At 56.0% G+C, this 12914-nt stretch carries 24 protein-coding genes; all 24 read left to right on the top strand.

Annotation, left to right across the window (positions count from 1 at the left end; translation table 11 throughout):
- Positions 1–9 precede the first annotated feature (9 nt).
- The 24 genes from CSR04_RS23305 (at position 10) to CSR04_RS23195 (ending at position 12888) form a co-directional block, all read left to right on the top strand.
- Positions 10–603, top strand: coding sequence for a hypothetical protein (locus CSR04_RS23305; protein WP_102798758.1), 594 nt, complete (start codon positions 10–12; stop codon positions 601–603).
- Positions 590–904, top strand: coding sequence for a helix-turn-helix transcriptional regulator (locus tag CSR04_RS23300; RefSeq protein ID WP_102798757.1), 315 nt, complete (start codon positions 590–592; stop codon positions 902–904). Before CSR04_RS23305 ends, CSR04_RS23300 begins: the two co-directional genes overlap by 14 nt.
- On the top strand, positions 901–1161 hold the full coding sequence (locus CSR04_RS23295; RefSeq protein WP_102798756.1) for a hypothetical protein: 261 nt from the start codon (positions 901–903) through the stop codon (positions 1159–1161). Before CSR04_RS23300 ends, CSR04_RS23295 begins: the two co-directional genes overlap by 4 nt.
- Before the next feature lie 9 nt (positions 1162–1170).
- The gene (locus CSR04_RS23290) at positions 1171–1833 is read left to right on the top strand and encodes a DUF3164 family protein (protein WP_102798755.1); all 663 of its coding nucleotides are present in this window, start codon (positions 1171–1173) and stop codon (positions 1831–1833) included.
- Positions 1830–2000: a hypothetical protein gene (locus CSR04_RS25055; RefSeq protein WP_172449470.1), complete on the top strand. Its 171-nt coding sequence runs from the start codon at positions 1830–1832 to the stop codon at positions 1998–2000. Before CSR04_RS23290 ends, CSR04_RS25055 begins: the two co-directional genes overlap by 4 nt.
- 72 nt (positions 2001–2072) lie before the next feature.
- Positions 2073–2672, top strand: coding sequence for a gp16 family protein (locus tag CSR04_RS23285; RefSeq protein ID WP_102798754.1), 600 nt, complete (start codon positions 2073–2075; stop codon positions 2670–2672).
- Entirely contained in the window at positions 2669–3154 is a 486-nt protein-coding gene (locus tag CSR04_RS23280) for a hypothetical protein (protein WP_102798753.1), read from the top strand. Before CSR04_RS23285 ends, CSR04_RS23280 begins: the two co-directional genes overlap by 4 nt.
- Positions 3069–3773: a replication protein P gene (locus tag CSR04_RS23275; protein WP_172449469.1), complete on the top strand. Its 705-nt coding sequence runs from the start codon at positions 3069–3071 to the stop codon at positions 3771–3773. The genes CSR04_RS23280 and CSR04_RS23275 overlap by 86 nt, the downstream gene beginning before the upstream one ends.
- Complete coding sequence (locus tag CSR04_RS23270; RefSeq protein WP_102798751.1) at positions 3766–4200, top strand: Mor transcription activator family protein; 435 nt, start codon at positions 3766–3768, stop codon at positions 4198–4200. The genes CSR04_RS23275 and CSR04_RS23270 overlap by 8 nt, the downstream gene beginning before the upstream one ends.
- A 13-nt stretch (positions 4201–4213) precedes the next feature.
- Entirely contained in the window at positions 4214–4396 is a 183-nt protein-coding gene (locus tag CSR04_RS23265; protein ID WP_102798750.1) for a hypothetical protein, read from the top strand.
- Positions 4389–4661, top strand: coding sequence for a hypothetical protein (locus CSR04_RS23260; protein WP_102798749.1), 273 nt, complete (start codon positions 4389–4391; stop codon positions 4659–4661). The genes CSR04_RS23265 and CSR04_RS23260 overlap by 8 nt, the downstream gene beginning before the upstream one ends.
- A gap of 156 nt (positions 4662–4817) precedes the next feature.
- Positions 4818–5054: a hypothetical protein gene (locus CSR04_RS23255; RefSeq protein WP_102798748.1), complete on the top strand. Its 237-nt coding sequence runs from the start codon at positions 4818–4820 to the stop codon at positions 5052–5054.
- A 9-nt stretch (positions 5055–5063) separates the two neighbouring features.
- The gene (locus tag CSR04_RS23250) at positions 5064–5408 is read left to right on the top strand and encodes a hypothetical protein (protein WP_102798747.1); all 345 of its coding nucleotides are present in this window, start codon (positions 5064–5066) and stop codon (positions 5406–5408) included.
- A gap of 2 nt (positions 5409–5410) precedes the next feature.
- On the top strand, positions 5411–6322 hold the full coding sequence (locus CSR04_RS23245; RefSeq protein WP_102798746.1) for an AAA family ATPase: 912 nt from the start codon (positions 5411–5413) through the stop codon (positions 6320–6322).
- Positions 6323–6480: 158 nt separating this feature from the next.
- Positions 6481–7002, top strand: a complete 522-nt coding sequence (locus CSR04_RS23240; protein WP_102798745.1) for a hypothetical protein — start codon at positions 6481–6483, stop codon at positions 7000–7002.
- Complete coding sequence (locus CSR04_RS23235; protein ID WP_102798744.1) at positions 6999–7289, top strand: hypothetical protein; 291 nt, start codon at positions 6999–7001, stop codon at positions 7287–7289. Before CSR04_RS23240 ends, CSR04_RS23235 begins: the two co-directional genes overlap by 4 nt.
- Complete coding sequence (locus tag CSR04_RS23230) at positions 7286–7846, top strand: hypothetical protein (protein WP_102798743.1); 561 nt, start codon at positions 7286–7288, stop codon at positions 7844–7846. The genes CSR04_RS23235 and CSR04_RS23230 overlap by 4 nt, the downstream gene beginning before the upstream one ends.
- Positions 7846–8070 (top strand): TraR/DksA C4-type zinc finger protein, encoded by a 225-nt coding sequence (locus CSR04_RS23225; RefSeq protein WP_102798742.1) that lies wholly within the window; start codon positions 7846–7848, stop codon positions 8068–8070. Before CSR04_RS23230 ends, CSR04_RS23225 begins: the two co-directional genes overlap by 1 nt.
- On the top strand, positions 8070–8480 hold the full coding sequence (locus tag CSR04_RS23220) for a DUF2730 family protein (RefSeq protein WP_102798741.1): 411 nt from the start codon (positions 8070–8072) through the stop codon (positions 8478–8480). The genes CSR04_RS23225 and CSR04_RS23220 overlap by 1 nt, the downstream gene beginning before the upstream one ends.
- Entirely contained in the window at positions 8480–8776 is a 297-nt protein-coding gene (locus tag CSR04_RS23215; RefSeq protein WP_102798740.1) for a VpaChn25_0724 family phage protein, read from the top strand. The genes CSR04_RS23220 and CSR04_RS23215 overlap by 1 nt, the downstream gene beginning before the upstream one ends.
- A gap of 2 nt (positions 8777–8778) precedes the next feature.
- Complete coding sequence (locus CSR04_RS23210; protein ID WP_102798739.1) at positions 8779–9051, top strand: hypothetical protein; 273 nt, start codon at positions 8779–8781, stop codon at positions 9049–9051.
- On the top strand, positions 9048–9620 hold the full coding sequence (locus CSR04_RS23205; protein ID WP_102798738.1) for a DUF3486 family protein: 573 nt from the start codon (positions 9048–9050) through the stop codon (positions 9618–9620). The genes CSR04_RS23210 and CSR04_RS23205 overlap by 4 nt, the downstream gene beginning before the upstream one ends.
- Positions 9620–11260, top strand: a complete 1641-nt coding sequence (locus CSR04_RS23200; RefSeq protein ID WP_102798737.1) for a hypothetical protein — start codon at positions 9620–9622, stop codon at positions 11258–11260. The genes CSR04_RS23205 and CSR04_RS23200 overlap by 1 nt, the downstream gene beginning before the upstream one ends.
- Positions 11260–12888, top strand: coding sequence for a DUF935 domain-containing protein (locus CSR04_RS23195; RefSeq protein ID WP_102798736.1), 1629 nt, complete (start codon positions 11260–11262; stop codon positions 12886–12888). Before CSR04_RS23200 ends, CSR04_RS23195 begins: the two co-directional genes overlap by 1 nt.
- Positions 12889–12914 lie beyond the last annotated feature (26 nt).

Genomic DNA, 12914 nt, shown 5'->3' with positions numbered 1-12914 from the left:
GGGGTAGCAATGTCCACCGCCAATAACACTACAACAGGCAACAGGACGACAAGCCAAACCAGCTGGGAATGGATCCAGACACAGCCAAGCTTTCACGCCACCGACCTGGTGCATGCGCTAAACATCACCCTGCACCAGGCCCAAATGGCTATTGATTACCTCAAAAGCCTGGGCGCAGTTGAAACCGTTAACGCCACCTTTAACCCCGTGCTTTACAGCCGGGTTAAAGGGGTAAAACCCATACTACCCGGTAAAAACCGCACCTCGCCTAAGCCCAAAAGCGCCCGTCAGCGCATATGGCAGGCCATGCGTTTTTTGCGCAAGTTCACCGTCGACGACTTAACCGGTAGCGCCGAAGCAACCCGCGCCAGCGTTGAAAAGTACCTAAGCGACTTAATTTGTTATGGCTATGTTGTCATCAGCCAGCCCCAGCGCCGTCGCGCCAGTATGGCGGTGCGTACAGGCTCAAAGGTGGTGTACATGCTGCTCGAAAACACCGGCTACAAGTACCCGATTATTCGCCCCAACGGCCTGTGGGACCAAAACCGCAAGCAATTGGTCGAGCTGAAGATCGGCAAGGAGAATCACCGTGCAATGGCTTGAACTACTGCAAAGTAAAGCCGCCGAGCTGGGCCGCCGTCAGGTCGAAGCCGACCTGGGCGTCAGCAAAACCACCCTGTCGCAGGTACTTAACAGCAAATACCCCGGCAACCTTGAAAACATCCAGCGCCTGGTACTGGAAACCTACACCCACCAGATGGTGCAGTGCCCCATTCTGGAGGAAATCTCGGCCAAGCGCTGTCATAGCGAACAAATCCGCCCGTTCTCAGCCAGTAACCCCCAGCGGGTGGCCTTGTTTCGCGCCTGCCAAACCTGCCCCAACAACCGGAGCAAAAGGCCATGAACCGCTACAACACCGTTATACGCAACAAGGTCAACGCCGTCGGCAAAGTGCTGGAACTCCTGGTAAAGCGCAACTGCGCCATTACCGGCATCAGCATTGGCGACAGCGGCGACATCATCGACATTCTGCCCCCACCCAAGGGCAGCCTGGTCGGCACCTACGAAACCGTCATAGGTACGCAGCACGGACGCGCCTACCAAACCCATTGCCGCATCAACGGCATTACCGTGCGCTGGAACGCCCCCAACCAACAATAAGAGGCCCCCATGAAAACTATCGAAAAGCTCTACGAACTGACCGAAAACAACGCCCCTCCCGGCTTTATGCTCGATGCAGACGGCAACCACATGCGCCTGGACCGAATAAAAGACATCGACAAGACCCGCGACGAAGTCGTTAAAAAGCTGTTTAAAGGGTGTGTGGTGATTAGTGACGAAATGCAGGCCCTAGCCAAGTTTCTGCGTACCGAAGTAGCTGCTCTGGTTGAAAAGTCCTTTGCTGAATACGGCAAAAACATAGGCGGCAAAAAGGGAAATGTCACGCTGTTTAGTTTTGACCGCCGCATCAAGATTGAACGCGCCCGTCAAACCCGCCTGGCCGCTAACGAACGCATGCTAATTGCGGCAAAGCTGATAGAGCAATGCGTTGAGTCCTGGACAAAGGGCAGCAATCGCAATCTGCAAGCCGTGGTTAAAGGCTATTTACGACTGGACAGTCAAGGCTGTTACAGCGTGGCCAAGTTGCAGTCCTTACGCCGCCTGAAAATTGATGATCCAAACTGGCCAGCCGCCATGGAAGCCCTGGCCGACGCCCTGGAATACGACTCCACCGCCGAATACTTCCGGGTTTACTACCGCGACGACCAGGGCGTGTACCACCAACTTCCCCTTGATATGGCATCCATCAATAACCTGGAGCAATCCGCATGAACGCACCCAAAAAACAAACCCACCACATTGGCAGCGTAAAAGACTTACGCACCTTGTTAGCCAGCCTTCCCAGCGACATAGACGGCCTGGAAACCCTTTACCAGGTCAACGTCTACCACGCCGAAGACACCGACGAAAAATGGCTGGAAATCGAACCAGCCAACTAAACCCCGCCCCTTACGAGGGGCTTAATCCAAGCCTTGCCAAGCAGGGCTTCGATTAAGCAAAACGAGGTCAACATGCAACACAATAAAGCCATACAAGACGCCCGCAAACGGCTGATTGCCAAGGTACATGTCGGCAAAGCCAAACTGGGGCTGGACGACGACACCTACCGCGCCATGCTGGTACAAATAACCGGCCACAACAGCGCGGCCGCTCTGCGCCCAAAACAATTGCATGACGTGCTTGAGCACATGCAAAGCAAAGGCTTTAAACCAAGCAAAACCGGCCAGCGCCGCCAGTCACCCAAAAGCGGCAACAGCCGTCTGGCCGAAGTCGACAAAATCCGCGCCATCTGGATCGACATGGCCCGCCAGGGTTTTGTTCGCGACGGCTCAGAAGCCGCATTGGACGCCTGGATCAAACGCCAAACCGCCAAAGCCAACAACGGTGTTGGCGTTGAGTCGGTAGCCTGGCAATCCGGTGGCATGGCACTAAGCAACCTCGAATCTATAAAAGCCTGGCACAAGCGCCTGATGGCCAAACAACTAATCGCCAAAGGCATCACCCACCTGGTGGGTTACAAGCAGCGCATGTGGTCCACCAGCCAGGCCCCGTACGACTATGTTTCAGCCGCCTACCACGGTCACATAGAAGGCCAGGGGGCAAAACCATGAAGTTAGGCCGCTGCCCGGTCTGTCGCACAGGCCTGCACCTAGACGCCCTGGTGCAAGACACAGCCGGTAAAACCCTGCTTGGTACTGTGGCCGCCTTGTCCACCGAACAGGCCGCCGCCCTAGTGGGTTACCTGGCGCTGTTTCGCCCGGCTAAAAGCGACCTGGCCAACAGTCGCGCCCTGCGGCTGATCAGCGAAGTCCAGGCGCTCACCGTCAACCGCCAGGCCCTAACCCAGGCCCTGGAACAAACCACCCAGCAAATCAGTGCCAGGCGCAATGAAAGTGGCGACGCCAAGCCACTCAGCAACCACAACTACCTGAAAAAAGTGCTGCACAGCCTGCCCGGCTGGGACCAGAACCTAAGCACCGCCCTGCAATTGCCAACCGGAGCCAACCATGAAAAGCCCGCAAGATCTGCAACACATCGCCAAGACATTGGCCACGCCCTCTTGCAAGTCGACAACAGCGACTGGGCAAAGTGACACCGCCATGCAACAGGTAGCGCCCTTAATCAACCAAGCATTTGGCCAGTTGCAGCTTATTTTTGGCCGCAAGTATGCCAGCCGCTTCACCAGCAAGAACGAACTGGACGCCACCAAGCGCATGTGGGCAAAAGCCTTTATCCAGGAAGCCATAAAGCCAGAACAAGTGGCCCACGCCATCCAGCGCATTATCAGCGCCAAGCTTGAATGGCCCCCAGAGCTACCAGAGTTTTTAAACCTGTGTGACGACCCTCAAGCATTGGGCCTGCCCGAAAAACACCAGGCCCTGCAACAAATCATTGACCGCCACGGCAAGTACCGCTTTGTCGAACAGTTCACCTGGTTGCACAGAGTGGTAGAGGTTATCAACCAGCATATCGGCCACCACGTTACCCAGGAAGCGGCCAGCAGCTTCGAGCGGCGGTTTAACACCGAATGGAAACGGATTATCACCCAGTTTAAAGCAGGCACCCTGCCAGAGCCGCGCCCACTGCTTAGCTACAACATCGCACGCAAACTGCCGCCAGTGATCCCCCAGCAATGGATAGACGAAGACTGCCAACTGCAAAAACGTCTGGCCAGTCTGCGCACCCAGCAACGAGGCCCCGCCCATGACTGAAGAACAACAACTGCTGTTTTTAGACGACGGCTTTGACCAGTTACTGGACCACCTGCCCGCTCTGGCCAGTGACCAGCAACGGGCCATGGCCGCCTACAAAGAACACCTGTGGACGCTGCTACTGCTAATAGAACGTCGCCTGGCCAAAAACGGTATTGACTCAAAACAAGCCTACAAGCTGGCCTGCGAAACCATTGCCGAAATTGCCCACTACCAGGGCGGCGAGTGCCGCTACCTGCCGCGCGGCGACAAACTGCGCCAGGAACTGCGCGACATGCACATGTTCCGGCTCTGGAACCAGCACAACTGGCCGGTTGCCCGCATCCACAAAGAGTACTGCCCGGAGCTAAACCAGATCCAGGTCTACAAAATCCTGCAACACAAGCGCGAAGAATACCGCGCCAAAGTGCAGGGCCGTTTACTTTAACCAGGAGAACACCATGATAATTGAATTGCTCATCGTCACCTTGTTTGTGCTGCTGTTTTTGGCCTGCCTGGCCATTTATGTGCAGCATGAAAAGCTCAGCAAACACACTACCCGGATGGACGCCTTAACCCGCGAACTGTCGCAGGTTAAAGCCTTGCACAGTCTCAAGGGGTTGGTGGAGGTGTACCGTGACTAAACACCCACTTTGGTTAGAAAAACTGGGCACACAAACCCATCCAGACTACGACCACGATGCACCCATGCACATGTGCGCCCAACAGTCCTGGGTGTTCGCAGAGTGCGCCACCAACGTCATTGAAGAGGTGGAGTTTGTCGAATCCCCAGTAGCAGTAGGCAAAGAAGCCAGACTGTGGCTGGGCACCGCTATGGTTAACGGCCAACCAACTCAACTGCAGCTAGTGGCTACCCAGGTGCCCGCAGACTTTATAGACGAGGGGTAAGCCATGCTATCGCTAAAACCCGCAGGTGTAAAAAGCTGGTTTACCGCTGGCTTTTGGTTTGGGACCGAGCTTGCTCTTGGCAGCCAGTTTGCCTGGGTAATTTACGACCTACTGGTGGTAAAGCTCAGCGGCTTCGCTTTCGGATAGGGTGGAACAATGAGCATTAAAACAACTACCCAGCGCCAGGACATCTTCAGCCCGACTGGAGACGACCTGGCTGCACCCATTCCACCAGAACAAGCACTGCAACTGGCCAATATCACAATCGAAGACCAAAGCCGCCTGATAGGCAGGCTGCGCGAAGCCCTGCAGCACATTTATGCCATGCGCGGCGAAGATGAGCTGATAGCCAGCGTTTGCAACCCGTTAATTGACCAAACCCGTTATTACTAGGAGAGAAGCATGAAAACAGGCTCACAACTAATTGCCGATGAACGACAAAGGCAGATTGACGAAGAAGGGCGTAGCGCTGAGTTAGACGACGCATACAAGCCTGGAACCTTAACTACTGCCGCCATTTGTTACGCAACTGTTGCTGGGAGCGGCAATGAGATGCGTGAACGAATCAGAAATCAGGCTTACCTACTAGGGATGCCTCCAAATTATTGGCCTTGGGATAGAGAGTGGTGGAAACCCGGCCAAGACGATTCCAATGCCAGTCGCATCCGAGAACTAACTAAAGCGGGGGCCTTATTGGCCGCTGAAATCGATAGGCTGCAAAGAAAATCAAAGCGGGAGGCATTTTAAGTATGCTAGAAGTCCTACAAGCCGCCGCCCTGCGCCCGGAAGACTTTAACGAAAGCGTTGATTTTATTCTGCCCGGCTTCCTGGCCAAGCGGCAAATTACCATGCTGTTTGCCGACGGCGGTAACGGGAAAACCTGGGTTGGTTTTGCCCTGGCCAACTACTGCGCCGCCCAGCGTTTAACCGTTGTTTATATGGACTTTGACAACCCGTTGAGCGTACTGGCCGAGCGCGGGGTGGAACGCAAGCTGGTACGCCGTTACGCCAACCTGCATTACATACAACGCAGTAAAAGCGCCCTGGGTGCCGGGGAGCTGTTGGAACAACTGGCCAACGCCGCCACCGCCAGCCGCTACGAAAACATGGTGTTCATTTTCGACAGCCTGCGTAACTTTGGCGACGTCGCCCACGACAGCCAAATTATGCGCGTCATGGACCGGCTAATGAACATTCGTGAAGCCGGGGCCACCGTTGTGGTGCTGCACCACAGCAACAAAGACGGCCGCAACTACCAGGGCAGTAACAATATTCGCAACTCGGTAGACAACATGTACCGCCTGCGTAAGCGCGAACAAGCCAACGGCATTGGCGTGCTGCTGGAAGCGGTAAAAGAGCGCGCCAACATTCAAAACAAAGCCTTTGATATTTGCCCCACCAGCCTGGCGCTAACTGAAAAAGACATGACCGAAGCCCTGGCCAGCGAAGACGATCTGGAATTTATCCAGGACGTCAAAGCCGCCCTGCGCCAGTTCCCCACCCTCAACAAAACCGACCTGCTCAAAGCGGTAGGCTGCGAAAAAGACGACAAAACCGCCAGGGCACGCCTGGACCGCTACGAAGGCAAACACTGGTCCTGTAGCCGCAAGGGCCGCAGTTGCCACTACAGCTACCTGGCCGAACAACCAACACAACCTTAACAACTGCCACAGTTGTGATAGTTGTTAAGGTTGTACCGGCCTTGACAGCAACCAATTAGAAGCACAGGATCCGCCCCAACCAACCCGCAAAAAAACAGCCTGGAACCCCAAGCCCAGGCTAAACCCGCCCACTCCGCCGCCGCCTTTACGATGGCGGCATGAACCAAGAAAATCCCACACTCTATTACGGCTTAGCTTCCCACCAGGAAGCACTAAACCAAGCCACCCAAGTATGTTCCGTGTTTGGCCACGGGGTAAACGGCTGCGCCATCAACCTGCTGATGGAAACCGCCAGTGCTGAAACCCAGTTAGGCCAGTATCCAGACACCACCCCCAGCAACGGCTTTGGCCTCAACCAGTTTGACCACGTTGGCTTTACCGACTTGCAAAAGCGCACCCGCCAACAAGACAAGCTATTACTCAGCAATATCTGGGGCTATAACCTTGATGCGCTGTTTGCCCTTGACCTGGCCGACGACCCGGTGTTGTCAATGATTTGCTGCCGCCTTAAATACAAGCTGCGTCCCGAAATCATACCCGCCACCCTGCCCGCCCGCGCCAAGTACTGGAAGCGTTTTTACAACACCGAGCTTGGCAAAGGCACCGAGGAACACTACACCGAAAGTGCCAACCGCCTGCTGTACGCCCCAGGGGCGGTAATGTCCGGGAAGTGGTCATGAGCCGCCACAACCAGCAATTTTACGACATGGGCCGCAAGGCCCGTTTTACTGCCGAGTTAACCGCCTGGCAAAGCCAACGCGCCACCCAAATGCCCCTAAGCAGCCACAACGCCACCGCGCACAGCTACTGGCGGCAAGGCTGGAACAGCGTATCGCTGGCCGAAATACAGCAGTACATCAACGCCAACCAAACTGGCCACACGCCCAGCAGCGTATCCTCACCACCACAGCAAAGCCGCCTGGCCGCCCTGCAGGCAGCCCGGCAGCGATTAAAGGAACCCACATGAGCGCAATACTGACCACCCTGCTTACCGCCGGGCCTAGCCTGATTCGTATGTTTGGCCAAAGCAAAGGCGGCAAGGTCGAACAAACTGCCGAGGCCATCGCCGATGTTGTCGAACTGGTCAAAGGCGAACCCCCTGCAGAGCAAGCCAACATACTGGCCACCAGGGTTAAAGCAGTAGACCAGGCCGCCTTAACAGAGCTAAAGCTGGGCCTGGAAAGGCTGGCCGTAGAGCGTGAACAAATTCAGGCCGCCCGTGAAAAAGAGCGCCTGCAGCACGACCTGGGCATGCACCAGGAACAACAGAACACCATCAGAAGTGGCGACAACGCCGAAGACCCCTACGTACGCCAAACCCGCCCCAAAATTGTGCGCCGAAGCTTCTGGGTACTCACCGCCTACATATTTGGGTTTGAAGCCTTGCATGCCTTTGGTAAGGGTACTGGGGCTGACTGGGAGATTGCCCTGGTTCTCGCCGCCCCGGTGTTAGCCTATTTTGGCTTTCGCACCTGGGATAAGGCGGGTAAACCCAGCCTGAGTTTGTTTAAGGGCAAAGCCTGATGGACATCATTGACCGCGCCCAACTGCTTAACGAGCAGTACCAAAAAGCGGCCCTGGCAGGTGTGCGCACCCCGGCCCCGGCCGCACCGTTAAAACTTAGCGCTACCGGCCAGCCTCTGTGCATAGGCTGCGACGCCGACATAACCCAGCGCCGCCTGGCCATGCCCCATACCCAGTACTGCACCGACTGCCAACAACTACAAGAACAAAGGAGCCGTCGCTAATGGAACCCGTGTTTACCCACATCGAAGCGTACAAATTTGTCTATGGCCTGCTGATAACCCTGGCCAGCGGTTTTCTGCTGTACTGGTTAAGCCGCTACTTTGCCACCAAAAGCGATCTGCACCAGCACCGACAGGAAACCCAGCAATCGTTGCAGGCTCAGGCCGCAGCCCTGGCCCAGCATCAGGCCGACTTTGAGCAGCAACGCCAAGACCACGCCCGCATGCGCGAAACCGTGCAAGCCCTCGACGCCCACATTAAGCACCTGCCCACCAGCAAGGAAATTGGCCAGCTACGCGAACAAATGGCCCTGCTAAATGGCCGCCTCGACGGTATTAACCCCCTGTTTAAACAGCTGTTAAACAACGACAACATGCTGATCCAAAACGAACTCAACGGAGGCAAAAAGTAATGTCCCTGGACCAAATCATGGCCGAAAACCAGCGCCTCAGTATACTGCACTGCCTGGCCGCAATGGACGGCTACAGCACCAACAACAGCATTATTCAGGCAGTGTGCCAGCGCTACGGCAACCAGATGACCATGGACCGCATCGGCACCCACCTGCACTGGCTAAAAGAACAAGGCCTGGCCACCCTGGAAAGTCACGAAAGCTACACCATTGCCACACTCACCCAGCGCGGCCTGGACGTAGAAAAAGGCCTGGCCACCCAACCTGGTGTTAAACGCCCAGGACCGAGGGTTTAGGGATGGCCCAACGTAAGACCTGCACAAAGGCCGAAGTGGATGCCATGAACAGCCTAGCTCATGCGTTTGTTATTGAAGACATAGCCAAGGACGTTATGGAACCCAACTACCCGGAACAAGCCGAAGCGTTCCGCAACCATATGCGTTCCCAGTTCCCTCAATACTTCAGAGTGTTAGATGAGTTGCGGGAAGCCATTCCAAGATTGCGTAAAGAGTTCTCAAGACAAATCGCCAGAGATGGCTGGGGCAGCGTAATGCCAAAGGACAAGCCATGACCGATAAACGCACCAGAGGCAAACCCAGCAAAATCGACCAACTCCCGGAAGACATCAAGGCCGAGTTAATCGAGCTGCTGCGCGACAGGTCGGTTACCCAAACCTATGTATTGGAAAAGGTTAACAGCATGATCCGCGCTGCAGGCTTGCCCGAAGAGGAAGAGTTAAGCCGCAGCGGCCTGAACCGCTATGCCACCCAAATGGCCACGGTGGGCAGCAAAATTCAGGAAGCCCGCGAAGTCTCCAAACAGTGGGTTGACCAGTTGGGCGACAAGCCCACAGGTGAGGTAAGCAAAATCCTTATTGAAATGGTGCGTACTCTGGCCTTTGACCAGGTGTTAAAGCTGTCTGAATCAGACAAAGTGGTAGAACCCAAATTTATCCGCCAGCTCGCCCAGGGCGTAAAAGACCTGGAAGAGGCCGCCACCAAGTCGCATAAACGCCAGCAGGAAATCCGTAAAGCCTTTGCTGAAGAGGCAGCAGCTCAAGCTGAGAAGACTGCCAGCGCCGCAGGTATGACAGCCGAAGGGGTAGCACAGATTAAACGCGAGATACTGGGGTTAGCCTGATGAAACTCCCACCCAAGGCCCCTACCGTCCCGCCTGAGATTAGGCCCAGCAAGAGTCAATACCAGCAGGCCATAGAGCAATGCGACAGGCTGGAAACCCGCTTTGGCCTGCCCACCTTTATTCCCTTTGACCCAGACGAACTGTTGCTGGGTTACCAAAAGCGCTGGGTGGCCGATGACTCGCCGCTAAAAATTGCCGAGAAGTCGCGCCGAACCGGCATTACCTGGGCGGAAGCTGCCGACGCCGTGCTCACTGCCAGCCGTGCCCGCAGCGCCCAGGGCACCAACCACTTTTATGTGGGCAGCAACAAAGAAATGGCCCGCGAGTTTATCGACGCGGCCGCCATGTGGGCCAAAGCCTTCAACAAAGCAGCGGGCGACATCCAGGAAGAGGTATTTGTAGACGACGGCCAGGAAGGCAAAGAAATCCTCACCTTTGTTATTCACTTTGCCAGTGGCTTTAAAATCCAGGCGCTGTCATCCAAGCCCAGTAACCTGCGGGGTATGCAGGGCAACGTTACCATTGACGAAGCCGCCTTCCACGAACAGTTAGCCGAGGTGCTTAAAGCCGCTCTGGCGTTAACCATGTGGGGCGCAAAGGTACGCCTGATTAGCACCCACAACGGCATAGACAACCTGTTTAATCAGCTGATTGAAGACAGCCGCGCCGGTAAAAAACGCTATAGCGTGCACCGCATTACCCTGGACGACGCCTGCAACGAAGGGCTGTATCAGCGTATTTGTCAGCGCCTGGGTAAAGCCTGGACCCAGGAACTGGAAGACCAATGGAAAGCCGACCTGCTGCGCGACACAGCCAGCCAGGAAGACGCCCTGGAAGAATACTTCTGCGTGCCCAAACAAGGCGGCGGTGCGTACTTAACCCGAGCTTTGATAGAACTGGCCATGCGCCAGGAATGGCCTGTATTGCGCTATGAGCAAAGCCAAAGCTGGAACGAAATGGCCGAGCATTTGCGCTTTGCCGACGTACAGGACTGGTGCCAGCGCACCCTGTTGCCAGAACTGCAAAAGCTTGACCCCGCTTACCGCCATTGCCTGGGCGAAGACTTTGCCCGCAAAGGCGACCTAACGGTTATCTGGATAGGCACAATTGCCCAGGACCTGAGCCTGACCGTGCCCCTGGCCATCGAACTTAAAAACATACCCTACCGCCAGCAAGAGCAAATCTTGCACTACATCATGGACAGGCTGCCACGCTTTACCGGTGCCGCCCTGGATGCCACCGGCAACGGTGACTACCTGGCTGAGCAAACCGTGGAGCGCTACGGCACTGGCCTGGTGGAAGCGGTAAAACTTACCGAAAAGTGGTATCTGGAAAACATGCCGCGTATGAAGGCCCACTTTGAAGACGGCACCATCACCATTCCCAAAGACGCCGACATTCTGGACGACCTGCGCGCCCTGCAGATCAACGCGCGCGGCATACCCTGTTTACCCAACACCAAAACCGACCAGGGTAAACGCCGCCACGGCGACGCGGCCATAGCCTGTGCCATGCTGGTGTTTGCCAGTACCCTGGACGGCAGCGAAATAGCCTTTACCCCCATACCCAACAAACACAGCCGCTGGTCAGAAACAGACCAGGACGACGACCTACACATTAACCAAGCAGGGTGTTTCTAATGCCACTTTACGAAACCAACGGCACCCGTTTTAAGGTGCGCGACAAGTTTGCCCCCAGCCAGTCACAAACTGAAAGAAGCCCTGCCACCATGGTGCTGAAGCGCGAACGGCCAGAGCACCCCAGCAGCGGCCTAACCCCGCAAAAACTGCACGCCATACTTACCGAAGCCGAACACGGCAACCTGATCCAGCAGGCCTACCTGGCCGAAGACATCGAAGAAAAAGACGGCCACATCCAGGCCGAACTGTTTAAACGCCGGATGGCCGTTTCCAGCGTGCCCTGGATGGTAGAGCCGCCCACCAATGCTAGCGCCCAGGAACGCAAAGACGCCGAGGAAATAGAGCAAATCCTGAAAGACATGGACGAATGGCATAGCCTGTTATTCGGCATGACCGACGCGGTGCTTAAGGGCATATCCAATACCGAAATGGTGTGGCAGCCGTACCACAACTGGCGCATACCCAGCATTTTGGGCCACCGGCCGTTAACCTGGTTCCAACTACATCAGGAAGACCAAAACCAAATTGTACTGCGCGACAATTCCGGCCATGGCCAGTTGCTGCAGCCCTTCGGTTGGATCCAGCACCGCCACCAGGCAAAATCCGGCTACCCGGCCCGTATCGGCCTGGTGCGCCAGTTAGCCTGGCCGTTTGTGTTTAAAAACTACAGCCTGCGTGATCTGGCCGAGTTTCTGGAAATTTACGGTATCCCCATTCGGGTCGGCCGCTACCCCAGCGGTGCCACCGACCAGGAGAAGCGCGCCCTGCTGCGTGCCGTGGTTGAAGTTGGCCACAACGCCGGGGGTATCATCCCCAAGGGGATGGAGCTGGAATTTCACGACGCAGCCAAAGGCGGCGGCGGTGATCCATTCATGACCATGATGACCTGGTGCGAACGAGTACAAAGTAAAGCCATTGTTGGCCAAACCCTAACCGCTCAGGTCGACAGCACCGGCAGCCAGGCCCTGGGCAACGTACACAACGAGGTGCGCCAGGATATTCGCGACCACGACTTAAGCCAGATAGCCAGCACTCTAAACCGCGATCTTATCTGGCCGCTGTTTATGCTCAACGGCAAAAGCTACAAGGGCGACACCCGCCGCAAACCGCGCCTGGTGTTCGACATCCAGGAACCGGAAGACCTCACCACCTACGCCACCGCCTTACCGGCGCTGGTGGGCATGGGTATGCAAATACCGCTGTCGTACGCCCATGAAAAGCTGCGCATTCCCCAGCCCGACGGTAACGAGCCAATACTAAGCCTGGCCAGCAAACCCGCGCCTGACCAACCAGAACAAGAGCAATCCAGCACCAAGCCACTACCGCCCCAGGGTAAAGACGCCCTGCGGTTAATGCTGGCCGCCCTAAAAGCCAACCAGGCCAACAATGCCGACCAGCAGTTAGACAACTTAACCACCCAGCTCCGCCAGCAAGCCGCCCAGCCTATGGAAGCCTGGCTAAAAGGCGCACAGCAAAAAGTCGACCAGGCCGACAGCCTGGAACAACTGCTGCAAAGCCTGCTCGATCTGGAAGGCGAGTTAAGCGAAACCGAACTGGCCGAAGCCATGCAACTGGCCCTGGCCAGTGCTGATTTGGCCGGGCGCTACGACGTAAAAAGGGGGCAATAATGGCTGATATCAAAGTTAAGTGCTGC

It is taken from the genome of Bowmanella denitrificans (assembly GCF_002887595.1).
GTDB classification, from domain to species: Bacteria; Pseudomonadota; Gammaproteobacteria; order Enterobacterales; family Alteromonadaceae; genus Bowmanella; species Bowmanella denitrificans.
This window is presented reverse-complemented; position numbering and strand designations above follow the sequence as displayed.